Genomic DNA, 23,701 nt, shown 5'->3' on the forward strand with positions numbered 1-23,701 from the left:
GATTCGTGAACTCTTCGTAGTACAGCTTGTAGATGATGCTGAGAACCTTGAGGTCCGAGGGTGTCTTCATGCTGGGCGTCCTAGGGGTGATGCAACCAGTTTATCCTATTGGCATTTTGCCACCGGGCCGCCCTCAGCGTTCCCAAGCCTTCAAGCACTAGAGAAGCAAGCAGTGTGTAGGGAAATGGGGACGTATTGATTTTGACTCTGGCGTCAGGGATGGTTTCCTTCTCTTTCCATGTCATTGCTTTTGAAAGCCCCGTAGCTGAGCCGCAGCGGGGCTTTTTCGTTTTTTGCTGGATGACCGATCAGGGAAGTAATCGTTATTTTTCCGTTCTCAGCGTTTTCGCAGACCTCGGCGAAACCACCTTCATCACATCATCAACAAGCGCCTTACCCATCTCCGTCAGGAAATGCGCAGCCCAGGCATATCGATCGGTTTCTCGAATAAACGCTGCATCCTCTGCAAGCGCTTTTGCAAGGGCCAACAGGTCGGAGGCTTGTGACAACGCTTCGCTAATGGGAACGCCAGCGCAAACGCTGAATAGTGGATTGTCCGAGCAGTAGAGAAACGGTGTGGAGCCGACAGTTTTTTCTTCTGTTTTGTCAGTCATTCTTCACCTCCGTATGTGCTCGACATGAAGAGAGGTAAAGCGGCGAGGGGAGGCTTTCGTAATCGGTTGCTGGTGTGCATTTTTCAATTCCCTTGATTTTTGAGCTGCCGCATCCGATACCAAGCGAATGGGGTGGCAGCTATGCGCGGGTTGGTAAACCGGAGAATCAAGGAAACCGGCACGGCCGAAGCCGTCCCACGCACAGCCGCCATAAAACACAATTACAGACGAATATCGGCCGTAATTGTATGGGGACGCTGGTGCGCCTTATTCCGTCGGGTTACCAAGCCCGGCCGCTGAATAGGCAGCGACGTCTTGAGAATATCCCGCCGAAAGAAAGGCCAACAAGGCAGCAACCGGCCGTTGTGCACCGCTACAGCCCATTCACACGCAACTCGCGGATTCTGCCTACAAGCTCGTTTTGAGTCACCTGATTATTCTTGTCGGCGTGATGCTCAAACCCGATAGCGACGAGGAAATACCCTATGAACGTGATGGGCTACAACGGCTTCAGCGCCCGCGTTGAGTACAGCGACGAGGATGGTCTGTTTATCGGTCATATCGCGGGAATAAGGGATGTCGTGGGGTTTCATGGCGAGTCGATCAACGAACTCCGCAAGTCATTTGAAGAAGCCGTCACAGACTATCTGGAAACCTGCGCCCGACTTGGGGCGAATAAACGAAAGCCCCGTAGCTGAGAAGCTACGGGGCTTTTTCGTTTCCGATCCAACGCAATTCGCTACCCCAACTACTTCTGCCCCAAATCCACCACCTCCCAACTATCATCCGGATCAAACCGCTTCATCGCCTTCGCCACTTTCTCTCCATCCGGCCCGAGGTCCTTCTGAAACACCTGGCCCTCATGGCTGATCATGAAGCTCATCACCCCGGTGTCGGCATACTTCGCAGGCCAGGCGATCAAGGCGAATCCGCGGCTCATCTTGTCTCCAATCAGATAGCTATAGGCGCCGCCCGGGGCTGACGGGCCTTGGGCGTCGAGGATGCGGAAGTGGTAGCCGTGCCAGTCTTCGTCGTTGATGGCCTGGCCAAAGGCGGGGCCGAGGGGGCTGATCTGGCCGCTGTCGTCTTCTGGCCAATAGAGGCCGTCGTGTTTGCCGGGGGAGCTGAAGATTTTCTGTGCGTATTCGAGGGCGCCGTCGCCGTCGCGGTCTTCCGAGGCGTAGTCCATTTGCGCGTCGTGGTAGGCCAGCGCCGATTGCACTGCCGCCAGTTCGTTACGGCCGATGCGGCGGGCACGGATTTCGACCTGCGCGGCTTTCATGTCGAAGCGCCAGCCGGTTTTGTCTTTGATGAGCGGGATGGGCAGCGTCCAGTGATCGGGCCCGACGGAGAGCACTGCTTTGCTTTCGCCAATCTTTTCCAGGGTGTGCTGTTCGCGGTATTGCTGCAGGAAGGCATCGACATCGCTGCGCTGCACGCCTTCACGGGGAATGAAGCTGTGCCATTCCTCGCCCAGCAGTTCGGTCAGGCGTTTTTGGTCGGCGTGTTGCGTACCGAGGGCTTCGACGAAGGCGTCAGCGGCTTTTTCTGGGGTTGGAAATACTTGCTGGGCCGAGACGAAGGTCGAGAATGCGAGGCCGGCAGCGAGGGTCAGGCAGCTCCTGACCAGAGAATGAATGTTCATCGGCGGCCACCTCCTCTCTGACGCATGCCCCCGCCGGATGGCCGGCTGATCTGATGTCCGGCGGCGCGGGAGGTGTTGGGACGTTGCGCGGAAATCTGGCTGGCCCGGCCGCGATCAGCCTGGACTCGGGTCTGCGACGGGGAGCGCGCGCCAGCGAAAGCGTTGTTCCGTGCACTACCCGCTGCAGGTCGGGCCTGGGACGCACGGTTGTCACGTTGATTAACGCCCGGCTGGCGCGCCTCCCGCGTGTTGGCTTGAGCGCGGTCGGCGGCTCTGGGTCTGTCCGCACCGCCCTGCATCCGGTTGCCGGCATTGGCAGATTGCGCTTCGCGGACTTGATTGCGGGCTTCCCGATTGCTGGTGGCGGGGCGTTCGAAACCGGCCCTGTCCATCGAACTGCGCGCCCGTTCCCGAGCCTGCGCCCGCTGCGCGTTGTCGCCGCGATAGGCGTCACGCTGAGCCGCACCGTCCAGCTGCCGGCCATACCGGGCGCGGCTGCGGTTGTCACGATAGGGCACGCCATCGCGATGCACGGTGTTGTGCTGCCACTTGTTCTGGTTGTTGGTGATGCGGTTATTGCCGTTGATATTGTTGTAACGGTTCACATCGATGTCGATGTCGTTATTGCCCCAGTCGCAGTCGCCCCACAACGACGCGACGACCGCCACGCCCGTACCGAAAGCCAATCCTGCCACCAGTGCCTGACCCGGGTAGTAAGCGGGCGGCGGCGGGTAATACACCGGCGGCGAGGCCGGATAAGGCCAGGTGCCGTAAGTGGTCGTCGGGTTATAGGTCGGGACGTAGACCACCTGCGGATCGGCGGGCTGAATGATGATGGTCGTGTTGTCGGCCGGTTTGGTTGTCCCGGCAGAGATGGGCGGCGTTACGTTCTGCACGGTCACATTCTGATATTGATTGCTCTGCAGATTGCCCGCCGCCTGAGCCTGACGCCGCAAACGCTGAACGCCCGCCATGAGTTCGTCAGGCTGAGCCAGAAAGGCATCCCCCAGACGTTGCACCCAGACCGGATCCTGCCCCAGTGTCGCCAAAACCTGCGGAAACGCCACCAACGCCTGCACGCTCGGATCCCACGTCTGGCTGGCTACTCGCTTGACTGCGTCATCGCCCTTGGCGTCCGGATGGGCCTTGGACCAGGCTGCGGCTTCGGCGACTTCTCCCGGATAGGTGGTGGCCATCAGCACTTGAGCGAGCAGTGGATCGGGATACAGGGCAATCGACGCGAGCATCTGATCGAGCTGTTCCGTGGTAAACACGGCATCTTTGGTCGCAGCGCTGGCAGCTGCCGGGGCCGCAGGCGCATCGGCGGCCTGCAACAAGAGCGGTGCAACGCTCAAGGCGAGCAGGAGCGACGCGGCACGCAAGAGCGAACTGTGCATGACCTTTTCCCCACATCCAAATGGCAGGTTTGCAACACGCGAGGCATCAACGGCCAACATCGGACGCTGCGCCGTGAAGGAGGATGGTTGGCGATTGGCGTTCCGTCAAAAACTGCACAGGCTTTTTCGAAATAAGCACGTTGTCTGTGACTTACTGCACGTTTCCTTGCGTTTTGCGATAAATGACTAAACTTTCCGGTTCCAGGTCATGCATTGCCAACGAGCCTGGCTGTCGTTCCAACCCGAGAGGTCTGGTCATGGCAAAGGGAAAGAAGAAAGACTCGCCCCGAGAAAAAACTGACGAACATACAAAACTGTCGAACAAGGACTACCTTGCCGAGCTGCGCCGTTTGCATATCGAACTGGTGAAAATGCAGGAATGGGTAAAGGCCGAAGGCATCAAGATCTGCATCATCTTCGAAGGCCGTGACGGTGCGGGCAAGGGCGGTACCATCAAGGCGCTCACCGAACGGGTCAGCCCGCGGGTCTTTCGCGTCATCGCGTTGCCGGCCCCGACCGATCGAGAGAAGAGCCAGATGTATATGCAGCGTTATCTGCCACATTTGCCGGCGGCCGGCGAAGTGGTGATCTTCGACCGCAGTTGGTACAACCGCGCCGGCGTCGAGCGGGTGATGGGCTTTTGCACGGACAAACAGGTCGACAAGTTTCTCAAGACCGTGCCGCTGGTGGAGCGCGCAGTTGTCGGTTCGGGGGTGATCCTGCTCAAGTACTGGCTGAATGTCAGCCAGGAAGAACAGACCCGGCGCCTGGAGGCGCGCATTGTCGACGGGCGCAAGATCTGGAAACTGTCGCCGATGGATCTCAAGTCCTACAGCCGCTGGTATGACTACTCCCGGGCGCGGGACGACATGATCGAAGCGACCGACACCGATTACGCACCGTGGCTGGTGGCCAACTCGAACGACAAGCGTCGGGCGCGGCTCAATATCATCTCCGACCTACTCAGTCGCATTCCCTACAAAGAAGTGCCGCGAGAGAAGGTGACTTTGCCCAAGCGGCAGAAACCGGGGGGATACAAAGAGTCGGATTATCCCTTCAGGCACATTCCCGAAAGGTTCTGAAGCAACTTCAGAAGTCGCCGGAGCTGCCAACTCAGGCAGCCCGGCGTCCTGGACAGTCCTCAGATCTCCTTGACCGGGGTCTCTTCCTGCACACCCTTGATCAACTCGATCACATGCAGACAATCCGCCTTGTTCACATACGATTCGCCACTGGCGACCGTCTCGTGGTTGCCTGCCCGTAGCCGCCAGCGCCATTGGCCCTTGCCGGTGCTCGGGGTGCCCTTGGATTGCCTGTAAATCTCGAAATACATTCAGTTCGCTCCATGCGATTTATGTGCGACAACCTGTGTGACGCCTCGACGCAAGCCTAGCGGAGCGCGGTTTTTTGGCTATCGGGGATTTGTTTCCAATCGTTCGTGAATGTTTCTGGAAGGCGCGGGCCAGAGCGCAGGGATCGCCCTCCGGATTGGCCGGAACGCCGTCGTTTCACCCTTGCATGACATTTCGGGCTGCTGCTTAATACGGTGCGGCTCATGGCGTCGAACAGCGTTCGGCGACCGACAATCACTATAAAAAAAGAGCAGTCCATTGACCCACTCGAATGGAACGCAGCACGCGGGCCCGGTGAAGTTGTCGCTGGTGGTTCCCGTGTTCAACGAAGAGGACAGCCTCGACGGCTTCCTCCTGCGCATTCGTCACGTATTCGAGCAAGAGGCGCTAATCAACCTGGAACTGGTGTTCGTCAACGACGGCAGTTCCGATACGACGCTGGAGCGTCTCCTGAACTGCCAGCAGAGCGATTCACGCATCCGCATCGTTGATCTGAGCCGCAATTTCGGCAAGGAAGCGGCGCTGTCCGCCGGTTTGCAGATCGCCACCGGGCAGATCGTGGTGCCGATCGATGTCGATCTGCAGGACCCTCCCGAGGTGATCTTGCAGATGATCGAGCGTTGGCGAGAAGGCTTCGAAGTGGTGCTGGGGCATCGTCTCAGCCGGCGCAACGACACCTGGGCCAAGCAGACCTCCGCCAACTGGTTCTATCGCCTGCACAACCGGATTGCCGATCAGCCGTTGCCGGAGAATGTCGGCGATTTTCGCTTGATGGATCGCTGTGTGGTCGATGCATTGCTCACCTTGCCGGAATCGCGGCGTTTCATGAAGGGCCTGTTCGCCTGGGTCGGTTTCCGCACCACGCAAGTCGAATACGAGCGCCCGGAGCGGGCGGCGGGGCAGACCAAGTTCAATGGCTGGCGACTGTGGAATTTTGCGCTGGAAGGCATCACCAGTTTCAGCACCGAACCGCTGCGGATCTGGACATATCTGGGAGCGATGGTGTCGCTGGTGTCGTTCGCCTTTGCCATGTTCATCGTGGTGCGCACGCTACTGTACGGTGTCGATCTGCCGGGTTATGCGTCGCTGATGGTGGCCGTGACATTCCTCGGTGGCCTGCAACTGATCGGCATTGGCGTACTCGGTGAATACCTGGGGCGCACTTACATTGAAGCCAAGCGCCGACCGGTCTTTCTGGTGCGCCGCGTTTACGATCCCAAGGACTGACCGATGGACCTCAAGGAAACCGACATCCTCGGCGACAGCATCGGCCAGCATTGGTATTACTGCTCCAAAGCGGCTGCGACCCGGCGCTTGCTGGGTGAAGCGCCGATCAAGCGAATCCTCGATGTCGGTGCCGGTTCAGGCTTCTTTTCCCACCATTTATTGACCCACACGGCGGCGCGCGAAGCGTGGTGCGTGGACATCAGTTACCCGGCCGACTCGAGCGCCACCACTGCCGGCAAACCCGTGCATTACCGTCGCTCGATCGACAGCGTGGACGCTGATCTGGTGTTACTGATGGATGTGCTGGAACACGTCGATGACGACCTCGGCCTGCTCAAGTCCTACGTCGACAAAGTGCCGTCCGGCAGCCGTTTTTTGATGACCGTGCCGGCGTTCCAGTTCATGTGGAGCGGGCATGATGATTTTCTCGAACACAAACGTCGCTATACCCTGGGGCAATTCGAGGCTCTGGCGGGTAAGGCCGGATTGGCGGTAGAGCGGGGCGCTTATTACTTCGGAGCGGTGTTCCCGATTGCGCTGGCGTCGCGCCTGATACCCGGCGGCGCTCGGGGTTCGGCACCGCGTTCGCAGCTGAAAAAACATCATCCGCTGGTCAATACGCTGCTGAAAACCCTGTGCAGTCTCGAGCTGCCGTTGATGGGCATGAATCGCCTCGCCGGTTTGAGCGTGTTCGTGCTGGCGCGCAAACCGTGACGGCCGCCGAAAAGTCCCCGTTGATCCAGCGCGGTCTGCGTTTCGCCGTGACCGGTCTGTTCGTCACCGCGCTGCATGCGCTGGTGGCGGTGCTGTTCATCAATTTCGTCAGCCACCAGCCGCCTCTGGCGAACGGCGTGGCCTTTATCGTGGCGACGGTGGTGTCCTATGTGATCAACACCACCTGGAGTTTTTCTGCCCGACTGCACGGCAAAACCCTGCTGCGTTTCATGCTGGTTTCGGCGGGCGGCTTTCTGTTGGCGATGTTCGTGGCCTGGGCGGCGCAGATGGCCGGGCTGCACTATCTCGCCGGAATCGTTGCCGTGGCGCTGACGATTCCGGCATTCACCTTTGTACTGCACAACTTCTGGACATATCGATGACGGATTCACGGGAGCACCCGGCACTTTCCCTGCTGCCATTGTTCTTGGGTGTTCTGGTGTTTTTTCTGGTGGTCGGACCGCAAGCGCTGAACCCGCAAAACATTGGCTGGCTGGAGCAGGGCGATCCGGCCACGCATTATCTGGGCTGGGCGTTTTTCCGGCATGCGCCCTGGACATTTCCGCTCGGGCTCAATCCGTCTTACGGCCTGGAACTGGGCAGCGCAATCATTTTTTCCGACTCCAACCCACTGCTGGCGCTGTTGTTCAAGCCGTTCAGTGGCTGGTTGCCGGAGACCTTCCAGTATTTTGGTTTGTGGCTGCTGACCTGTTGTGTCCTGCAAGCCTGGTTTGGCTGGAAACTGCTGGGGCTGATGACGCCCCACCCCGTGATTCGCCTTCTGGGTGCAGGGTTGCTGGCGTTTTCGCCGGTGATGTTTTTTCGCCTGGTGGGGCACCTTTCCCTGGCGGGCCATTTCCTGATTCTGGCGGCGCTGTACCTGGTGTTGCTGCCGGATCTGCAACGTCGTCGCCTGGCGTGGGGCACGTTGCTGGCGGTGACGGCCTGGGTGCACGCCTACCTGCTGGCCATGGTTGCGCTGATCTGGCTGGCGGACCTGCTGGGCAAGACATTCAGTCGGTCATTGACCCGGGGGCAAGGGCTGATCGAGGGCGGCGTGCTTTTCGCCTTGGTGAGTGTGTGCTGCTGGCAGGCCGGTTACTTCAGCATTGCCGATGGCGCGGCAGCCAGTGGTTTTGGTTTGTACCGGATGAATCTGCTGTCGCCCGCCGACCCGGCAGGCTGGTCCCGTCTCCTTCCCGGTCTGCCGAAAGAGGAGGGGGATTACGAAGGTTTCAACTACTTCGGCCTGGGTGTTCTGTTGCTGGTGCCGCCGGCTTTTTTTGCCTGGCTGCGAAACCGGCGACTCTTGAACGATGAATTGCGTGCTCGTCCATGGCTGCTGGTGGCCATGCTCGGTTTATGGCTGTTCGCGCTGTCGAACCGAATAGGCATAGGCTCGTTGACGTTCGAGTATCCGCTACCCGATCGAATCATCGCCTTGGCCAGTATTTTTCGTGCCTCGGGTCGGATGTTCTGGCCGGTGTTGTATGCCTGCGTCCTGACCATGATTTTTCTAGTGGTACGCGGTTACCGGCCACGCATCGCCATCGGTTTGCTTGCGGTCGCGCTGTTGATCCAGGTGGCCGACACCCACGGCGGCTGGATGGGCATCAGGCAGGGGAAAATGCTGACCCCGTCATCGTACTGGACCAGTCCGATGACTGATCCCTTCTGGGCCAGTGCTGCTGAGCGTTACGCCAATGTGCGCAGCCTGATGCCGCAGAATCAGAGCGATCGCTGGCAGATGATCGCCGGTTTCGCAGCGACCCACGGGATGAAAACCGATGCAGTGTATCTGGGACGCATGAGCACTTCGGCGCTGGCGCAAGCACAGCAGAAAGCACGCGCGATGCTCGATTCGGGGCAATACGACGCTGACTCTTTGTACCTGCTGGACGACGATGCTCTGGTCGATGCCGCACGGAGCATCAACAGTGAAACCGATCTGCTGACGCGCGTGGACGGGGTGGCGGTGCTGGCGCCGGGCTGGAAGCGCTGCAGTGAGTGCCTGCAGGTGCCCGATGAAGGGCGGCAGATTTTGCTCACGCCCCTCACTCGTCCAGGGCAAACACTGACCTTCAATTATCGCAATCGACAACTGGCCAGCGGCTGGTCGAAGCCGGAAAACTGGGGGACGTGGACAGAAGGGCGACAGGCGAAAATCCAATTGCGGGTGCAGCCGCCGGCGCGTTCGATCGTGATCGACGCGCTGGCGTTCATCTCGCCTGGGCACCCCGGCCAGCGGGTGATCGTCAGCCTGAATGACCAACAGGTACTGGAGACCCGTTTGACGCAGTTTCAAGGCAATCGCCTGGAAATCCCGATCAGCGCCCAGCTCAGCCAGCGCCTCGGGAACGATGGCCGGGTCGATATCGAATTGCACTTGCCGGATGCCGTCAGCCCCCGACAGCTGGGTATCAACGACGATTCGCGGATCATGGGCCTGGGGCTGAAGACGTTGACGGTGCAATGACACGCCGTTTCGATGGACGCCGCCCCCGCGGCCTTTCTACACTGCCGCAATCTGGGGATCGGGGGGCAATGGATGAACCGCAATGAATTACGCAAGGCCGACATCAACCTGATGGTGGTGTTCGAGACCTTGATGCTCGAACGCAACGTGACCCGGGCCGCCGAGAAGCTGTTTCTCGGCCAGCCGACCATCAGTTCGGCGCTCAACCGTCTGCGCACCATGCTTAACGATCCGTTGTTCATTCGCGTCGGCCATCGCATGGAGCCGACCGCCCGCGCCGAAGACATTTATCGCCACCTGAAACCCGCGCTCGACTCGCTGTCGGTGGCGCTCAGCCTGACCCGGGATTTCGATCCCGCCGTCAGCACCATGACCTTTCGCATCGGTCTGTCGGATGACGTCGAATTCGGTCTTTTACCGCCGCTGTTGCGCGCCTTGCGCCAGGAAGCACCGAGCGTGGTATTCGTGGTGCAACACGTCGATTACTGGCGGATTCCCGATCTTCTGGCGGCGGGCGACATCACCGTCGGCATCAGCCAGACCCGCGGCTTGCCGGCCAATGCCAAACGCAAGCTATTGCGACACATCCAACCGAGCATCCTGCGTGCCGACAAGTCCGACACGCCGCTGACCCTCGACGAATATTGCGCACGACCCCATGTGCTGGTTTCCCACACTGCCAATGTCAGTGGCTACGCCGATGAATGGCTGGCGGACATCGGTCGCACCCGTCAGGTGGTCCTGTCGGTGCCGCAGTACAGTTCGTTGCCGGCGCTGCTGGCCGGCACCGATCTGATCGCCAGCCTGCCGGATTACACCGCCGACGCCATGGCCGCTTCCGGGTTCTTGTTCAAGGAGCCGTTTCCGTTCAAGACCCCGACCCTCGACCTGTCGATGGTCTGGCTCAGCCACGTCGACAGCGACCCGGCCGAGCGCTGGCTGCGCTCGCGGCTGGAGCAGTTCATGAGCGAGCGCCCGGTGATGTCGTCGCTGGCGTGAGTCAGGCGTCGCTGTGTTATATGTACGACCTTTCCGCCGAACAACTGGAGCACCGAGATGCCACACCTGCACCTGGAATACACCGCCAACCTGCCGCAACTGAACGCCGATGTGGCGTTGATCCGGCTCAATAACACGCTGGTGGGTTCCGGTCAGTTCGCGGCGGAGTTCGATATCAAGAGCCGTGCGCTCAAGGTTGAAACCTTCAAGGTCGGCACCGCCATGAACGAGCGCGCCTTTGTCGCGGTGAGGCTGGCGCTGCTCAGCGGTCGTTCCCCGGAGATCAAGAAACAACTCTCGCAAAACCTGTTGGCGGTACTGCAGGACCTGTGCGAATGGCCGGTCGGTGTCGAAGTGCAGTTGAGCGTGGAACTGCTCGATATCGACCGCGAGTCCTACAGCAAAGTCGCCATCGGCGTGTAGGACTCAGGCTGCCTCCAGCTCCGCGCAGGTCTTGATGACCTGCTCGCGCAGCCAGAGGTTGGCGCTGTCCTGATCGACGTTGTGGCACCACTGCATGTCAAGGGTGAAACCCGGCAAGCCGTTCGGCGCCTCGCAGTGATTGAACACGGCGTCGTTGGTCAGCAAACGCTGGATCCGCCGGGGCAGGGTCAGGATGAAATCGGTGCCGGTGATCATCTTCAACGCTGCGCTGTAACTGTTGGAGCGGGCGACGATCTGGCGTTTCTGCGCCTGCCGCGCCAGCCAGCCATCGACCATGTTGGTGGTCGACGTCCACGGCGTCGGGAACACATGCCGGCGTTCGGTGAAGGCTTGCAGGCTCAGGCGCGGCTCCAGCGGCGTGGCGCGTTTGTCGAAGACGCAGACCAGGTCATCTTCCAGCAACATCCTTGATTTCAGGTCGGCGTGGCTGCGATGGAAGTGCGGGCCGAAGCAGATCACCAGATCGAGACTGCCATCGCGCAATTCTTCGACCGGCACGTCGGTTTCGAACTTGTGCATGTTGACCATCACCGGCAAGTCATCGAAGTCAAAGCGCTTCAACATCCGTGGCAGGATCAGTTGCTCGAAGTATTCCGGGGCGCAGATGTTGAAGGTCACCGGTTGCGCCATCGGGTCGAAGGTCGGAGCGCCGGCGTGGCAGAGGTTGATGCTTTCGAGGATTTTCTGCACATGGCCGTACATGCTGCTGGCCTTGTAGGTCGGGCGCATGCCCGTGCGGGTGTTGACGAACAATTCGTCTTCGAAGCTGGTGCGCAGTTTTTTCAGGCAGTAACTGACGGTGGACTGGCTGACGAACAGCGCCTCCGACACGTCGGTGACGCTGCTTTGCTCATACACGGCGACAAACACCATGAGATCCTGCATGTCGAGCTTTCTAAGCAAGTTACTGTTCAGCATCCGTTCTGTCTCGCTGTGCTCCTTGCGCCGAATCCGCGCAAACGTGTGCGCATGATCGTAACGGAACGATGGTGCCAGGACAAAGCCCTGTAGGACTTTTCACGGTCAGTTGTGGGACAGAAAGTTTTAGTAACACGACGTACACCATCAAACCCGGAAAAGGTGGCCAGAAGCCTTTATCCAGACGGGTCGGCCTGCCATTCGCTTGATCAGCCCATGTGCCGGGCGTAATGCCGTGGGTTGAAGCGCAGCACCATCAGCAGCATGAGCGCCATCACTGCTGTCAGGGACCACCAGGCCCACTCGAAGCTGCCCAGTCGATCTCGAACGATGCCGGCCATGAGTGGCGAGAACCCGGCAATCAGGTAGCCGATCCCTTGTACGAATGCGGTCAATCCGCCGGCACGTTGTGGTTCGTCGAGGTGATCGAGGGACACGATCAGGCTCATCGGGAACAGCCCGCCGATGCCGAGTCCGAGCAGGCAGGGCCACAACAGGCTCAGATGCTGCGGGCTGAGAATCAGGCCAAGGAATCCGGCGATGATCAGGCCGAGCAGGGCGCCAAGCACCAGACGTCGGTCACGGCTGCGATTGGCAATGGCCGGCACCACCAGCCCGGAAATCACCTCCATGGCCGTCAGAAAACCCAGCATCAGGCCGGCGTTTTGTTCGCTCCAGCCCTTTTCCACGTAGTACGGCGCCAGCCAGGCGAGCACGCAGGTGTAGGACGCGGTGCCGAGACCGAAGAAGATCGCGAGCAGCCAGGCGCGGGAATTCGTGAAGAAGGATTCTTTTCTGACGACGGTCCGGATGGTGTCCGTTGACGTGGCGCGGGTTGCCCACCACACAGGAATGGCGAGCAGTGTCAAAACCGCCCAGACCGCCAGCCCCACCCGCCAGTTGCCGGTCTGCATCAGCACCCACGGTGCGAACGAAGCGGCCAGCGCCGCGCCGCCCATGATCGAGGTGACGTAAAGGCCCATGCACAGCGCCACATTGTCGGGAAACCGCGATTTGATCAGCGCGGGCATCAAGGCCTGGATCAGTGCAATGCCGATCCCGGCCAGTATGGCGCTGGCGATCAATCCGCCTGCCGAGTCGAGAAACAGCCGTGAGAGCGTCGCCACGCCGATGATCAACAACGACAGCAGCACCGTGCGCTGTTCACCGAGGCGCTGGCTGACCGCCATGCCGAAGAACATCGCCAGCCCCATCGCCATCACCGGCAGCAGGGTCAGCAACGCTGCGAGACTGAAACTGAGCGCCATATCGCCGCGAATGGCCGAGAGCAAGGGCCCGACTGCCGCCATCGACGGGCGCAGGTTGAGGGCGACCAGGATGATGCCGAGCATCAGCCAGACAGCGGGGCGGGCGGTGGCGCGAACGTTTTCCATCTTCAGACCTTTGAACCGTAGGCGGTCGATTAGGCGGGCAGGCGAGCGGGGCGGCAAATCAGAAAGTCAGGGTCGCTATCGAGAAAATCGATACGGCACCTCGTCGCCTGCGACTGAACCACAGCTGAACCATTCTCAAATACTCCAAAAGTTTCATGGTTATTTCATGGGCCAACTAATCGTTGGCTTCTTTTTCACAAAAAATTGATGGTTGCGTGCTTAAAGTTTGTGTGGTCTGAGTCAATGAAATTTTCACAATTGACGACGGCACTTCTTTCAAGGAAATAGCCCCTCGCCATGCTCAAGTTAAAAGCCGTGCGCCCGGAATGGGTGACGTTGTTTGCCAGCGCCTTTCTTTTGACCGGATTCAATTTCGTTCTCTGGCAGCACCTGTTCGATATCACCGCTGCGGACGGCAAAGGCATTGCCATGCGCATTGCGTTCGGGGTGATGATCTTCGCGGCGTACAACATCGTGCTGACGTTGCTGGCGTTTCGACCCGTGTTGAAACCCGTGTTGACGTTGTTGTTTATGGTCAGCGCTGGCGTGGCTTATTTCATGAGCCAATACGGTGTAATGATCGATGCCGGCATGTTTCGCAACTTTGCCGAAACCAATGCCACTGAAGTGCGCGATCTGCTGTCTTTGAAGTTGCTGGCTTATATCGTTTTTCTGGGTGTCTTGCCGTCCTGGTTGTTGTGGAAAGTTCCAGTCAATTATCGTCGCTGGCATCGCGAGTTATTAAGTAAAGTTGTGGTGAGTGTCGCGTCGGTTGCAGTCATTGGCGGCGTGGCGCTGGCCAATTATCAAGGGCTGTCGTCGCTGTTTCGCAATCACCACGAAATTCGCTTGATGCTGGTGCCGAGCAACTACATTGGCGCCTCGGCCGGTTATCTGCGTGAGCAGGTGGCCTCGGTGCAGCAACCGTTCGTCACAATCGGCGAAGACGCCCAGCGCAACGCCGCCGTGCAGAACCATCCGCGCAAATCCCTGACGGTGCTGGTGGTGGGGGAGAGTGCCCGGGCGGAAAACTTCGGCATCCTCGGTTATGGCCGCGACACCACGCCGAAACTGGACAAGGAAGCCGGCCTGATCGCTTTCACCGACGTGCATTCCTGCGGCACGGAAACCGCCGTGTCGGTGCCGTGCATGTTCTCCAACATGGGCCGCAAGGATTACGACGCCAGCAAGGCGAAGAATGAGGAAGGGCTGCTGGACGTGCTCAAACGTGCCGGGATCGACGTGGTCTGGCGCGACAACCAGTCCGGCTGCAAGGGCACCTGCGATCGCGTCACCCTGCAGGATGTCAGCAATCTGAAAGACCCGGCGCTGTGCGCCAACAGCGAATGCCGCGACGAAATCCTGTTGCAGGGCCTGCAAAGCTTCATCGATCACCTGGACAAGGACACCGTGCTGGTCCTGCACCAGATGGGCAGCCACGGCCCGGAATACTTCAAGCGCTATCCGAAGGAATACGAGCGCTTCACCCCGGTGTGTGAAAGCAACGCGCTGAACAATTGCAGCCGCGAAAGCATCGTCAACGGCTACGATAACACGCTGGTGTACACCGACCATGTGCTGTCGAGCCTGATCGATGTGCTGCGCAGCAATCAGGACAAGGTCGATACAGCCATGCTGTACCTGTCCGACCACGGCGAATCCCTGGGCGAATACAACCTGTTCCTCCACGGCACGCCGTACATGCTGGCGCCGGAGCAGCAGAAACACGTGGCGATGCTGGCGTGGTTCTCCGACAGCTATCAGAAGTCCTACTCGGTCGACACCCATTGCCTGCAAATGAGCCGCGACAAGCCATTGAGTCAGGACAACCTGTTTCACTCGATGCTCGGTCTGCTGGAAGTGCAGAGCAAGGTCTACCAGCCGGATCTGGACATGTTTGCCGGCTGCCGGGGGGCGGTGATCGACGGGGTGCTGGCCAAGGACTGAGCCGGCAGACTCACTCTGTAAGACTATTCTTTCCCTCAGGCAGGAGATTTCATCAAGCTCTTGCCCTGTAGAGGCGCGGAAAGCGCCGGTGGCGATATATACTGCGCGCCATTCTTGAAGGGAGAGCCGTGTGGCCATCGATATTCACTGGATTCGCGACAACGATAGCCTCGCGCAGTTTTGCGCCGAGTGGCAGCAGCTGCCGTTCGTTGCCCTCGACACCGAATTCATGCGGGTCGACACCTTCTACCCGATTGCCGGTCTGTTGCAGGTCGGCGACGGCAAACGCGCCTACCTGATCGACCCGCTGACCATCAACGCCTGGCAACCCTTGGCCGCGTTGCTGGAAAACCCGGCGGTGCTCAAAGTCCTGCACGCCTGCAGCGAAGACCTCGAAGTCCTGCTGCGCCTGACCGGCAGCCTGCCGGCGCCGCTGTTCGACACGCAACTGGCCGCTGCCTATCTGAACCTCGGGTTCTCGATGGGTTATTCGCGTCTGGTGCAGGAAGTGCTCGGCATCGAACTGCCGAAGGGCGAAACCCGTTCCGACTGGTTGCAGCGTCCGTTGTCTGACACGCAAATCAGCTATGCCGCCGAAGACGCCGTGCATCTGGCGGAGGTTTTCGTACAACTGCGTCCGAAACTGTCCGACGACAAATTCGCCTGGGTGCTGGAGGACGGCGCCGAACTGGTCGCCAACCTGCGCCGCGAAACCGATCCGTACGAGGTGTATCGCGAGGCCAAACTGGCGTGGAAACTGTCCCGCGCCCAACTGGCCGTGCTGCGTGAGCTGTGTGCCTGGCGTGAACGCGAAGCCCGCGCCCGCGACTTGCCGCGCAACCGCATCGTCCGTGAACACTCGCTGTGGCCGCTGGCCCGGACCCAACCGGACAACCTCAGCGCGCTGGGCAAGATCGAAGACATGCACCCGCGTACCGTGCGTCAGGACGGCGAGTTTCTGCTTGATCTGATCAAGCGTTCTGGCAGTGTGGGGCCTGATCAATGGCCGCCAGCCGTGCCGGAGCCGTTGCCGATCGAAGCCGCCGCGCTGATCAAACAGCTGCGGGCGCTCGGTCAGGCCGAAGCTGAACGTCTGGGCATCGCGCCGGAACTGATGCTGCGCAAGAAAACCCTCGAAGCACTGGTCAAAAGCGGCTTCCCCGAGGGCCCTTACCAATTGCCTGATTCGCTGCGTGGCTGGCGCCGCGAGTTGATGGGCCAGAAGCTGCTCGACAGCCTGGCCACCGCCGGAGAACAGCCTTGAAACGTATTTGTTCCATTTATCAAAGTTCGAAGAAAAGCGGCATGTACCTGTACGTGCTCAAGAGCGATGCGCTGGAGCGTGTGCCGGAAGGCCTGATGGCGGCGTTCGGCAAGGCCAGGCATTCCTTCGATCTGGTGCTGACCCCCGAGCGCAAGCTGGCCAGCGAAGACATTGCCGTGGTCCTGGAAAACCTCGAAAAGCAGGGCTATCACCTGCAAATGCCACCGGCCGAGGAAGAGTACATCGAGCACTTGCCCGAAGAGTTGCTGCGACGCAACGACCCGGTCTGATCCGCGAGGCCCTGTCCTGGGCCTCTTGTAACCCCTGGAACGGTTTTTACGGCGACGGCTGCCACGAAGTTGGCGGCCGCCTGCACGGTTTGCGAAAGGTTTGAAGATGCGCGTTCTGATTGCTGAACACGACCACGCGATATACGCCCGACTGCTGCGTCAGGCGGCTCCGGAGCTTGAAGTGCTGACCAGCGGCGACTCCGCCGAACTGGCCCGCCAGGCCGTCGATTGCCCGGTGTGGCTGGGCCAGCCGGATCTGCTGGCGACCCTGTTGCGTCAGGGCCACCAGCCACAATGGCTGCAATCGACCTGGGCCGGCATCACGCCGCTGCTGGCCGACGGCCTGCGCCGGGATTACCGCCTGACCCGGGCGGTCGGCATTTTCGGTCAGGTGATGGCTGAATACGTGCTGACTTACATGCTTGGTCACGAGCGCGAAGTGCTGGCGCGGCTGGTCAGCCAGGTCGAGCGCAAGTGGGACAACCGCACCGGCCAGAGTCTGGTCGGACGCAAGGTGTTGATCGTCGGCACCGGTGACATCGGCCAGAGCGTGGCGCAGTTCCTGCTGCCGTTCGGCGTCGAGTTGTACGGCGTCGCCAGCAGCGCCCGCGAGCAGGCGCCGTTTGTCGAAGTCGGTTCGATGGCGGACTTGCCGCGGCTGGTGGGCGAAGCGGATTACGTGGTCAACCTGCTGCCCAACACCGAGCACACCCACGATATCTACGACGCGGCGCTGTTCAAGCAATTCAAACCGACCGGTTTGTTCATCAACGCCGGGCGCGGTGTGGCGGTGGTCGATGCGGATCTGGTCGAAGCGTTGAAGGAAGGCCATCTGGCCGGCGCGGTGATCGACGTTTGCCGTCAGGAACCGCTGCCGCAACGGCATCCGTTCTGGACCGCATGGGGCTTGCTGCTGACCGGGCACAGCTCGGCGCCGACATCGCCACCGATGATGGTGCAGTTGTTTCTGGATAACTTGCGGGCGTATCAGGCGGGAGAGGCGTTGCGCGGGGAAGTGGATTTCGCACGCGGTTACTGACTACGAAGATCGTGAGAGATCGTTCCCACGCTCCGCGTGGGAATGCCTCAAGGGACGCTCCGCGTCCAGTGACGCGGAGCGTCACGGGCTGCATTCCCACGCGGAGCGTGGGAACGATAAATCAGCGGCGATCACGGGTGTGGCTTAGAGGGTGAAATCGCCTTCAGCCGCCAGTTCGCTCAGCGGGCGACGCGGGCTCGGCGTTTCCCGTGCTTGCAGGTAATCCGCCAGGGTTGCCTTGTCACCCAGCTTGCCCACCGCAATGGCGGCATGCAGCGCATAACCTTGCGGAATGTTCAGCTCCTTGCGGGTCAGCTCCTGATCAAAACCGGCCATGCCGTGGGTGTGCCAGCCGCTCAGGCTCGCTTGCAGCGCCAGATGGCCCCACGCGGAACCGGTGTCGAAGGTGTGCCACAGCGCAGGCGTTTCTTCGGTCGCGCCCGGTGCGGTGAAGGTGGTTTTCGAAATCACGATCACCAGCGCCGACGCGTGCTGGGCCCAGCTGCGGTTGAACTCATTGAGCAGGCCCAGGTAACGCTCCCAGTTCGGCGTATCGCGACGGGCGTAGAGAAAACGCCACGGCTGCGAGTTGTACGCCGACGGCGCCCAGCGCGCGGCTTCGAAGAAGCTCAGCAGGGTTTCCTCGGAAATCGCTTCGCCGGTGAAGGCGCGGGGCGACCAGCGATCGGTGAACTGCGGGTGAATGGCGTATTCGGCAACGCGAGGGTTGGCACTCATCGAAAGATTCCTTGCTACGTTTGAGGACAGGTTGGAAGCGAAACCCGGCGAGATCAGTTGGGCTGAACGATGGGGTTGTGGCGCAAGCCAGCAGTTCACCGGATGCAACGTGGTCGAGCGTTAATGGCATCCGGCAAAGGCCTGGTGAGACCGGCAAAGCTACTTGGCCGCGCAAAAACTGACAAGCCCCCGCACAACCGGCAGTCGCCAGCGCTTGGCCCACGGGGCCTTGGGCACTAGACTGGCGGCCTTTTCACCACCTGATGTTGATGCTTGAGCCATGGCCGCCAAAGTCGAACCGTTCTGGATACGCAAAACCCTCGATCAACTCGATCACGAGGAATGGGAATCGCTGTGCGACGGTTGTGGCCTGTGCTGCCTGCAGAAGCTCGAGGATGAAGAAGACAACAGCGTCTATTACACGCGCATCGCCTGCAAACTGCTGGACCTGAAAACCTGTCAGTGCAGCGATTACCCGAACCGCATGCAGTTTGTCCCGGACTGCATCCAGCTCACCCCGGGCCAGGCTGAAGAATTCAAATGGCTGCCGCCGACCTGCGGTTATCGGTTGGTCAGCGAAGGCAAGGATCTGCCGTTGTGGCATCACTTGGTCTGCGGTGATCGCGACGCGGTGCACCACGAACGGATTTCCCAGTCCGGGCGCATGCTCGCCGAAGGCAGCGTGCCGGAAGACGACTGGGAAGATCACCTGATTTTCCGCGCAGGTTAACGATTGACCAAGGAGCAGGTATGGCGACGGGATTGCGCCGGGCGCTGATCGTCACGTTGCTGGCGCTGAGTGCGCCGGCGTGGGCGGCCAAGAAAGTCGATCTGGATTATCAGGTACGCCTGCTGCCGCAGAGCGATCAGGCCGAAGTGCGCCTGACCCTCGCCAAAGGCGAAGCGGTGCGCAGTCTGGATTTCGATCTGGGCGATGGCAGCCATTACAGCGACTTCAAGGCCGACGGCCAATGGCAACTGACGCCGGGCCAACACGCACGCGGCGTATGGCGCCCGACGGCGGACAAGGCCAGCCTGACCTACCGCGTGCGCATCAGCCACGGCCGCAAGAACGGCAGCTTCGACACGCGCATGACCCCGACCTGGGCGCTGATGCGCGGCGATGAATTGGTGCCGCCGGCCAGGCTCGATCAGCAGGATGGCATCGAACTGGTCGCGCGCCTGCACTTCGAATTGCCCGACGGCTGGAAAAGCGTCGAAACCGCCTGGCCGCGCATCGGCAAGAACAAATTCCGCATCGACAATCCGTCACGCCTGTTCGACCGCCCGACCGGCTGGATGCTCGCCGGCCACCTTGGCAGCCGCCGCACCCGACTGGGGGAAACCGAAGTTACCGTGGCCTCGCCGCAAGGGCAGGGCATGCGCCGGATGGACGTGCTGACGCTGCTGACGTTCGTCTGGCCGCAGGTGCAAGCGGTGTTTCCGCGCCACCCGAGCAAACTGCTGATCGTCGGCGCCAATGACCCGATGTGGCGCGGCAGCCTGGCGGCGCGGGAGTCGATCTACCTCAACACGCGCTTGCCGCTGGTCAGCGAAAGCGGCAGCAGTGTTTTGGTGCGCGAGTTGGCGCAGGTGTTCGGACGGATCAACGACGAACAGCGCAGCGACTGGATCAGCGAGGGTTTTGCCGAGTATTACGCCATCGAACTGGTACGCCGTGCCGGGGGCATGAGCGACGAGCGTTATCAGGCGTTGCAGGCGAAACTGGTCAAGGACAGCCAGAAAGTCACGACCCTGCGCGGCGAGCAGATCAGCCCGGCGCAGCTGTCGAAAGCGGTGCTGTTGTTACAGGAGCTGGACGGCGAGATTCGCCTGAAGACCCGCAACAAGCGCTCGCTGGATGACGTGCTGCGCGGGGCGATGCACCTGGGGACGGTGGATACCAAAGAGTTCGTCCAACTCGCCGAAAGCATTCTCGGCGAGTCGTCCAAAGTCCTTGATACCGGGTTACTGCAGTAATACCGCCATCGCTGGCAAGCCAGCTCCCACAGGTTTGTGCGGTGACCACCGATTGGTCTCCAGCTCAAAACATTGTGGGAGCTGGCTTGCCAGCGATGAGGCCATCAGCCTCAAGGCAAATCCAGAATCAAACCCCGGCTTTCGGCGATTTCACCGAGTCGTTGCCGGTCACGGTGGCGGTGTTGGTCGCCGCCTCGGCATTGGCCTTGAGCTTGCTCAGTTCTTCACCGGCCCGTTCGATCTTCGCCCGCACGTTGTTCATGTCCTGGCGGCTTTTCTCCAGCAGGCTTTTCACCGAGCTGTGACCAGTGATGCCGCGGGCCATGGCCACGCCGCCAATCGCCACCTGAATCAACCCGAATACACCGCCACGGCGCAGGCCCTTGCCGACCATGATCACGCCGCCGGCCAGCGAGCCGATGCGCTCCCAGCCTTCGACGTTCTGCTCGGAACGGCTCTGGAACGGGGTGGATTCGATACGCTCGACGCGTTTGAGCTCGGTCATGATCTTTCTCCAGGCAATGAGTAATCGATAAACAAGCTGACTGCGCAGGCGGTCAGCTCGTTCCATCTAATGTGCGGCGTTTCAGCGGAATTTCGGCCCGGAGCGGGTGTTCAGGCCTTTGGCCATGCGGTCGTAGAGCACGACGTTGACCGTGGCGGCGAGGTTCATGCAGCCAGTGGTCGGGATGTACACGACGTCTTCGCACCAGTCGCGGATCTCTTGATCCAGCGAACCGTCTTCGGGGCCGAAGATGTACAGGGCGCGATCCGGGTGGGTGTATTCCGGCAGCGGGCGGGCGCCGTCGACCAGTTCCACGGCGACCGGGACGCAGTTGAGCGGCAGGATCTTTTTCAGGTCGTCGATGCCGATCAGCGGGATGTCGTAGTGCACGCGCTTGGTATCAGTGACGAAATCGGCGGCGCGCTCATAGCGCTTGCCGGTGTAGAACACGGTCGACACGCCGTAGCAGCCTGCGGCGCGCATCACCGAACCGACGTTTTCCGGTGATTTGGGGTTATACAAACCAATGCAGCTGTACCGTTTGTCTGCCACGAGCGGGGTGCCTTCGGGAAAAAGAGGGCGATTATACGGGGATTGGGGGAGGGCGGGCAGATTCAGGATCTGCGGTGCTGATCGTTCCCACGCTCTGCGTGGGAATGCCTCAATGGACGCTCTGCGTCCGCTTTGGGACGCGGAGCGTCCCGGGCTGCATTCCCACGCGGAGCGTGGGAACGATCGGAGTGGTGGCTCAGTCTTCTTTTTTCATCAGCCCGGCCAGGGCAGCAAACGGGTTGTGCGTAGCCTTGGCGATTTTCGGCGTGCTCAGCGAGCCTTCGCCGAAGTACTGCTGGTCGGTGTAGCGCGAGTGTTCGTTGTCGTGGCAGTACAGACACAGCAGTTCCCAGTTGGAACCGTCCTGCGGGTTGTTGTCGTGGTTGTGGTCGCGGTGATGCACGGTCAGCTCGCTCAGGCGCTTGCCGGAAAACTCACGGGCACAGCGGCCGCACACGTGCGGGTACATCTTCAGGGCCTTGTCGCGGTAGCCCATTTCCTTGTCGCGCTGGTTGTCGGCGAGGATGCGATCCAGCTTCGAAGTGTTGGTCGGGGTGGACGAACTCATGGGTTCACCTTTGTAGAAAGACTAATGACGGTTATGAGGCAAGTTTAGCTCAGCCCTTGAGCTTCTCGGCAATCCAGATCGTGTGGCGCGTGCCCTTGTTGCCGTGGGCGAAGACCTGGACTTCCTCGGCCTTGAAACCGGCCTTCTTCAATTTGTCGGAAAACTGCCGGTCGGCGCTGGCCGACCACACCGCCAGCACGCCTTTGGGGCGCATCGCCTTGGCGCACGCGGCAAGGCCTGCGGCGGAATACAGCCAGCTGTTGGCTTTCTGGGTCAGGCCTTCGGGGCCGTTGTCGACATCGAGCATGATCGCGTCGAAGCCGTCGGGCTCGCTTTGCAGCACCTTGGCCACGTCTTCCTGGCGAATCACCGTGCGCGGATCGAGCAGCGGGCGTCCGGACTTTTCACCGAGCGGGCCGCGGTTCCACTCGACCACGCCGGGTACCAGTTCGGCGACCACCACTTCGGCGCTCTTGCCCAGATGCTTGAGCGCGGAGGCAAGGGTGAAGCCCATGCCCAGACCGCCGATCAGCACCCGCGAGTTCGGCCGGCCGGCGACCTTGCGGCACGGAATCTCGGCCAGCGCGTCTTCGGAACCGTGCATGCGGGTGTTCATCAATTGGCCGCCGTCGCCGCCCTGGATCTTGATGACGAAGTCCTCGCCATACTCGAACAGGCACAGGGCGCCACCGTTGTCAGGGATCGGCGTGGTGTCGAGCAGAACGAAACGTTTCATGGAAATCTCTACAGGGGGGAAGGCAAGCCGGCGCGTTGGGAGTAGCCTGAAGGCAGACTTCAGGCCAACGGAGCCCTTGATGAAGCGCATCATTCTAACGGTCATTACCCTGGCCGCGCTCTCGATAACTGCCGTACAGGCGCAACAGACGATTCCCGTCAGCCCGACACCGCAACCGGGCTCGCCCGGTACGGCGACGCCAACCCCGTATCCGCAGATCAGCCCGGTGCCGATTCCCAAGGCCGGCCCCGGCAGTGGCGGCCCGCCGCTGGTGCCGATCGAAATGCCCAGCCCGCCGACCAAGGATCAGCCATTGCCGGGCCTGGAACAGAACGACAGCAAACCCAAATCCCCGGGAGGCTAGATCTGCTGGGCGGCGAGCTGGCCGTCGGCCATGCGCAGACGTTTGGACAGGGAGACAGCGAGGGCGCGGATGATCTTGGCGGCGATCTTCGGTGCGTCGTTGAGCATTTTTTCCAGTGAATCCTTGCCGAGGTTGAGCAACTGGCAGTTGCTCGCCGCGACGCATGTTGCCGAGCGGCGCTCGCCGTCGAGCACGGCCATTTCACCGAACGCCCGGCCGCTCCGCAGAGTCGCCATGGTCACGACCTGGCCGTCGCCGCCGGTTTTCTGCACGGCCACCTGGCCGGTGTGGATGATGCACATGAAACTGCCGGCATCACCTTCGCGAAAGATCGCTTCGCCTTCAGCCACGGTGCTGATGCTGAAGTAGCCCGAAGCGGCGGCAAAATCCGCCAGCTGCAATTGATCGAACAGGCCGCAGTCCATCAGCCAGTCGCGGATTTCGTTGTTCAGTAGAGTGGGTTCTGACATGTCGTGCGGTCTTTTTGTTGTGTCGGGTGGCAGGCTCGCCACCGGGGGCCGATCTGCTTATCGGCTCC

General features: G+C 60.7%; 26 protein-coding genes and 1 pseudogene. 15 read left to right on the forward strand and 12 right to left on the reverse strand.

Annotated features, from left to right (window positions below; genetic code table 11):
- Window positions 1-323: 323 nt before the first annotated feature.
- Window positions 324-614, reverse strand: a complete 291-nt coding sequence (locus tag EIY71_RS20805) for a DUF3077 domain-containing protein (RefSeq protein ID WP_134022957.1) — start codon at window positions 612-614, stop codon at window positions 324-326.
- A gap of 485 nt (window positions 615-1,099) precedes the next feature.
- Between EIY71_RS20805 and EIY71_RS20810 the strand changes: the two are divergent.
- Window positions 1,100-1,309: pseudogene (locus tag EIY71_RS20810) on the forward strand (type II toxin-antitoxin system HicB family antitoxin); the annotation flags it as partial.
- A 53-nt stretch (window positions 1,310-1,362) separates the two neighbouring features.
- On the opposite strand, the gene EIY71_RS20815 reads toward EIY71_RS20810, so the two are convergent.
- Window positions 1,363-2,259: a DUF2950 domain-containing protein gene (locus EIY71_RS20815; RefSeq protein ID WP_134022961.1), complete on the reverse strand. Its 897-nt coding sequence runs from the start codon at window positions 2,257-2,259 to the stop codon at window positions 1,363-1,365.
- Window positions 2,256-3,656, reverse strand: coding sequence for a DUF3300 domain-containing protein (locus tag EIY71_RS20820; RefSeq protein ID WP_134022963.1), 1,401 nt, complete (start codon window positions 3,654-3,656; stop codon window positions 2,256-2,258). The genes EIY71_RS20815 and EIY71_RS20820 overlap by 4 nt, the downstream gene beginning before the upstream one ends.
- A 257-nt stretch (window positions 3,657-3,913) precedes the next feature.
- Here EIY71_RS20820 and ppk2 point away from each other — a divergent pair, with 257 nt between their 5' ends.
- Window positions 3,914-4,738: a polyphosphate kinase 2 gene (ppk2, locus tag EIY71_RS20825; RefSeq protein ID WP_129972853.1), complete on the forward strand. Its 825-nt coding sequence runs from the start codon at window positions 3,914-3,916 to the stop codon at window positions 4,736-4,738.
- Window positions 4,739-4,797: 59 nt separating this feature from the next.
- On the opposite strand, the gene EIY71_RS20830 is transcribed toward ppk2, so the two are convergent.
- Complete coding sequence (locus EIY71_RS20830; protein ID WP_129972852.1) at window positions 4,798-4,989, reverse strand: DUF1508 domain-containing protein; 192 nt, start codon at window positions 4,987-4,989, stop codon at window positions 4,798-4,800.
- Between the two features lie 277 nt (window positions 4,990-5,266).
- Between EIY71_RS20830 and EIY71_RS20835 the strand changes: the two genes are divergently transcribed.
- From EIY71_RS20835 to EIY71_RS20860, 6 genes are all read left to right on the forward strand, one after another.
- Complete coding sequence (locus EIY71_RS20835; RefSeq protein ID WP_129972851.1) at window positions 5,267-6,235, forward strand: glycosyltransferase family 2 protein; 969 nt, start codon at window positions 5,267-5,269, stop codon at window positions 6,233-6,235.
- Between the two features lie 3 nt (window positions 6,236-6,238).
- On the forward strand, window positions 6,239-6,949 hold the full coding sequence (locus EIY71_RS20840; protein ID WP_134022965.1) for a bifunctional 2-polyprenyl-6-hydroxyphenol methylase/3-demethylubiquinol 3-O-methyltransferase UbiG: 711 nt from the start codon (window positions 6,239-6,241) through the stop codon (window positions 6,947-6,949).
- The gene (locus tag EIY71_RS20845; RefSeq protein WP_085747212.1) at window positions 6,946-7,332 is read left to right on the forward strand and encodes a GtrA family protein; all 387 of its coding nucleotides are present in this window, start codon (window positions 6,946-6,948) and stop codon (window positions 7,330-7,332) included. Before EIY71_RS20840 ends, EIY71_RS20845 begins: the two co-directional genes overlap by 4 nt.
- Window positions 7,329-9,425 (forward strand): DUF6311 domain-containing protein, encoded by a 2,097-nt coding sequence (locus tag EIY71_RS20850; protein ID WP_134022967.1) that lies wholly within the window; start codon window positions 7,329-7,331, stop codon window positions 9,423-9,425. The genes EIY71_RS20845 and EIY71_RS20850 overlap by 4 nt, the downstream gene beginning before the upstream one ends.
- Before the next feature lie 72 nt (window positions 9,426-9,497).
- Window positions 9,498-10,424: a LysR substrate-binding domain-containing protein gene (locus EIY71_RS20855; protein WP_045121852.1), complete on the forward strand. Its 927-nt coding sequence runs from the start codon at window positions 9,498-9,500 to the stop codon at window positions 10,422-10,424.
- Between the two features lie 57 nt (window positions 10,425-10,481).
- Window positions 10,482-10,847, forward strand: coding sequence for a 5-carboxymethyl-2-hydroxymuconate Delta-isomerase (locus EIY71_RS20860; RefSeq protein ID WP_085683117.1), 366 nt, complete (start codon window positions 10,482-10,484; stop codon window positions 10,845-10,847).
- 3 nt (window positions 10,848-10,850) lie between these two features.
- Here the strand turns inward: EIY71_RS20860 and EIY71_RS20865 are convergent, their stop codons facing one another.
- Together EIY71_RS20865 and EIY71_RS20870 are read right to left on the reverse strand one after the other, a co-directional pair.
- Entirely contained in the window at window positions 10,851-11,786 is a 936-nt protein-coding gene (locus EIY71_RS20865) for a LysR family transcriptional regulator (RefSeq protein ID WP_085747210.1), read from the reverse strand.
- A gap of 209 nt (window positions 11,787-11,995) precedes the next feature.
- Window positions 11,996-13,180: a cyanate transporter gene (locus EIY71_RS20870; RefSeq protein WP_134022969.1), complete on the reverse strand. Its 1,185-nt coding sequence runs from the start codon at window positions 13,178-13,180 to the stop codon at window positions 11,996-11,998.
- Window positions 13,181-13,477: 297 nt separating this feature from the next.
- Here EIY71_RS20870 and EIY71_RS20875 point away from each other — a divergent pair, with 297 nt between their 5' ends.
- From EIY71_RS20875 to EIY71_RS20890, 4 genes are all read left to right on the forward strand, one after another.
- A complete protein-coding gene (locus EIY71_RS20875) occupies window positions 13,478-15,127 on the forward strand; it encodes a phosphoethanolamine transferase (RefSeq protein WP_134022971.1) in 1,650 nt (549 codons plus the stop codon).
- Between the two features lie 130 nt (window positions 15,128-15,257).
- Complete coding sequence (rnd, locus tag EIY71_RS20880) at window positions 15,258-16,391, forward strand: ribonuclease D (RefSeq protein ID WP_007958043.1); 1,134 nt, start codon at window positions 15,258-15,260, stop codon at window positions 16,389-16,391.
- Window positions 16,388-16,681, forward strand: a complete 294-nt coding sequence (locus EIY71_RS20885; protein ID WP_039772642.1) for a YcgL domain-containing protein — start codon at window positions 16,388-16,390, stop codon at window positions 16,679-16,681. Before rnd ends, EIY71_RS20885 begins: the two co-directional genes overlap by 4 nt.
- 106 nt (window positions 16,682-16,787) lie before the next feature.
- Window positions 16,788-17,720: a D-2-hydroxyacid dehydrogenase gene (locus tag EIY71_RS20890; RefSeq protein ID WP_102685977.1), complete on the forward strand. Its 933-nt coding sequence runs from the start codon at window positions 16,788-16,790 to the stop codon at window positions 17,718-17,720.
- 144 nt (window positions 17,721-17,864) lie between these two features.
- On the opposite strand, the gene EIY71_RS20895 is transcribed toward EIY71_RS20890, so the two are convergent.
- Entirely contained in the window at window positions 17,865-18,458 is a 594-nt protein-coding gene (locus EIY71_RS20895) for a nitroreductase family protein (protein WP_085747207.1), read from the reverse strand.
- Window positions 18,459-18,738: 280 nt separating this feature from the next.
- On the opposite strand from EIY71_RS20895, the gene EIY71_RS20900 reads away from it, so the two are divergent.
- Window positions 18,739-19,188, forward strand: a complete 450-nt coding sequence (locus EIY71_RS20900) for a YcgN family cysteine cluster protein (protein WP_064594159.1) — start codon at window positions 18,739-18,741, stop codon at window positions 19,186-19,188.
- A gap of 20 nt (window positions 19,189-19,208) precedes the next feature.
- Window positions 19,209-20,438 (forward strand): hypothetical protein, encoded by a 1,230-nt coding sequence (locus EIY71_RS20905; protein ID WP_134022973.1) that lies wholly within the window; start codon window positions 19,209-19,211, stop codon window positions 20,436-20,438.
- 127 nt (window positions 20,439-20,565) lie between these two features.
- Here the strand turns inward: EIY71_RS20905 and EIY71_RS20910 are convergent, their stop codons facing one another.
- The 4 genes from EIY71_RS20910 to EIY71_RS20925 form a co-directional block, all read right to left on the reverse strand.
- Window positions 20,566-20,943 carry a DUF2892 domain-containing protein gene (locus tag EIY71_RS20910; RefSeq protein WP_134022975.1) on the reverse strand — a complete coding sequence of 126 codons (378 nt, stop codon included), beginning with the start codon at window positions 20,941-20,943 and terminating at the stop codon, window positions 20,566-20,568.
- A gap of 81 nt (window positions 20,944-21,024) precedes the next feature.
- Window positions 21,025-21,495 (reverse strand): RNA methyltransferase, encoded by a 471-nt coding sequence (locus EIY71_RS20915; protein WP_007958066.1) that lies wholly within the window; start codon window positions 21,493-21,495, stop codon window positions 21,025-21,027.
- A gap of 196 nt (window positions 21,496-21,691) precedes the next feature.
- Window positions 21,692-22,063 carry a YajD family HNH nuclease gene (locus EIY71_RS20920; RefSeq protein ID WP_007944009.1) on the reverse strand — a complete coding sequence of 124 codons (372 nt, stop codon included), beginning with the start codon at window positions 22,061-22,063 and terminating at the stop codon, window positions 21,692-21,694.
- 49 nt (window positions 22,064-22,112) lie between these two features.
- Entirely contained in the window at window positions 22,113-22,799 is a 687-nt protein-coding gene (locus EIY71_RS20925; protein ID WP_129972844.1) for a hypothetical protein, read from the reverse strand.
- A gap of 79 nt (window positions 22,800-22,878) precedes the next feature.
- Between EIY71_RS20925 and EIY71_RS20930 the strand changes: the two genes are divergently transcribed.
- Entirely contained in the window at window positions 22,879-23,163 is a 285-nt protein-coding gene (locus tag EIY71_RS20930) for a hypothetical protein (protein ID WP_127797214.1), read from the forward strand.
- Here EIY71_RS20930 and EIY71_RS20935 read toward each other — a convergent pair.
- Window positions 23,160-23,633, reverse strand: a complete 474-nt coding sequence (locus tag EIY71_RS20935; protein WP_007956482.1) for a cyclic nucleotide-binding domain-containing protein — start codon at window positions 23,631-23,633, stop codon at window positions 23,160-23,162. The two genes, EIY71_RS20930 and EIY71_RS20935, sit on opposite strands and share 4 nt — an antisense overlap.
- Between the last annotated feature and the right edge of the window lie 68 nt (window positions 23,634-23,701).

Origin of the sequence: Pseudomonas sp. CH235, from assembly GCF_004368175.1 — a bacterium.
GTDB classification, from domain to species: Bacteria; Pseudomonadota; Gammaproteobacteria; order Pseudomonadales; family Pseudomonadaceae; genus Aquipseudomonas; species Aquipseudomonas paraglycinae.

Excerpts from the sequence above, each read along its gene's own strand:
- EIY71_RS20805 (WP_134022957.1), bottom strand. The coding sequence starts at position 614 with ATGACTGACAAAACAGAAGAAAAAACTGTCGGCTCCACACCGTTTCTC.
- EIY71_RS20815 (WP_134022961.1), bottom strand. The coding sequence starts at position 2,259 with ATGAACATTCATTCTCTGGTCAGGAGCTGCCTGACCCTCGCTGCCGGC.
- EIY71_RS20820 (WP_134022963.1), bottom strand. The coding sequence starts at position 3,656 with ATGCACAGTTCGCTCTTGCGTGCCGCGTCGCTCCTGCTCGCCTTGAGC.
- ppk2 (WP_129972853.1), top strand. The coding sequence starts at position 3,914 with ATGGCAAAGGGAAAGAAGAAAGACTCGCCCCGAGAAAAAACTGACGAA.
- EIY71_RS20830 (WP_129972852.1), bottom strand. The coding sequence starts at position 4,989 with ATGTATTTCGAGATTTACAGGCAATCCAAGGGCACCCCGAGCACCGGC.
- EIY71_RS20840 (WP_134022965.1), top strand. The coding sequence starts at position 6,239 with ATGGACCTCAAGGAAACCGACATCCTCGGCGACAGCATCGGCCAGCAT.
- EIY71_RS20850 (WP_134022967.1), top strand. The coding sequence starts at position 7,329 with ATGACGGATTCACGGGAGCACCCGGCACTTTCCCTGCTGCCATTGTTC.
- EIY71_RS20855 (WP_045121852.1), top strand. The coding sequence starts at position 9,498 with ATGAACCGCAATGAATTACGCAAGGCCGACATCAACCTGATGGTGGTG.
- EIY71_RS20860 (WP_085683117.1), top strand. The coding sequence starts at position 10,482 with ATGCCACACCTGCACCTGGAATACACCGCCAACCTGCCGCAACTGAAC.
- EIY71_RS20865 (WP_085747210.1), bottom strand. The coding sequence starts at position 11,786 with ATGCTGAACAGTAACTTGCTTAGAAAGCTCGACATGCAGGATCTCATG.
- EIY71_RS20870 (WP_134022969.1), bottom strand. The coding sequence starts at position 13,180 with ATGGAAAACGTTCGCGCCACCGCCCGCCCCGCTGTCTGGCTGATGCTC.
- EIY71_RS20875 (WP_134022971.1), top strand. The coding sequence starts at position 13,478 with ATGCTCAAGTTAAAAGCCGTGCGCCCGGAATGGGTGACGTTGTTTGCC.
- EIY71_RS20890 (WP_102685977.1), top strand. The coding sequence starts at position 16,788 with ATGCGCGTTCTGATTGCTGAACACGACCACGCGATATACGCCCGACTG.
- EIY71_RS20895 (WP_085747207.1), bottom strand. The coding sequence starts at position 18,458 with ATGAGTGCCAACCCTCGCGTTGCCGAATACGCCATTCACCCGCAGTTC.
- EIY71_RS20900 (WP_064594159.1), top strand. The coding sequence starts at position 18,739 with ATGGCCGCCAAAGTCGAACCGTTCTGGATACGCAAAACCCTCGATCAA.
- EIY71_RS20905 (WP_134022973.1), top strand. The coding sequence starts at position 19,209 with ATGGCGACGGGATTGCGCCGGGCGCTGATCGTCACGTTGCTGGCGCTG.
- EIY71_RS20910 (WP_134022975.1), bottom strand. The coding sequence starts at position 20,943 with ATGACCGAGCTCAAACGCGTCGAGCGTATCGAATCCACCCCGTTCCAG.
- EIY71_RS20920 (WP_007944009.1), bottom strand. The coding sequence starts at position 22,063 with ATGAGTTCGTCCACCCCGACCAACACTTCGAAGCTGGATCGCATCCTC.
- EIY71_RS20925 (WP_129972844.1), bottom strand. The coding sequence starts at position 22,799 with ATGAAACGTTTCGTTCTGCTCGACACCACGCCGATCCCTGACAACGGT.
- EIY71_RS20930 (WP_127797214.1), top strand. The coding sequence starts at position 22,879 with ATGAAGCGCATCATTCTAACGGTCATTACCCTGGCCGCGCTCTCGATA.
- EIY71_RS20935 (WP_007956482.1), bottom strand. The coding sequence starts at position 23,633 with ATGTCAGAACCCACTCTACTGAACAACGAAATCCGCGACTGGCTGATG.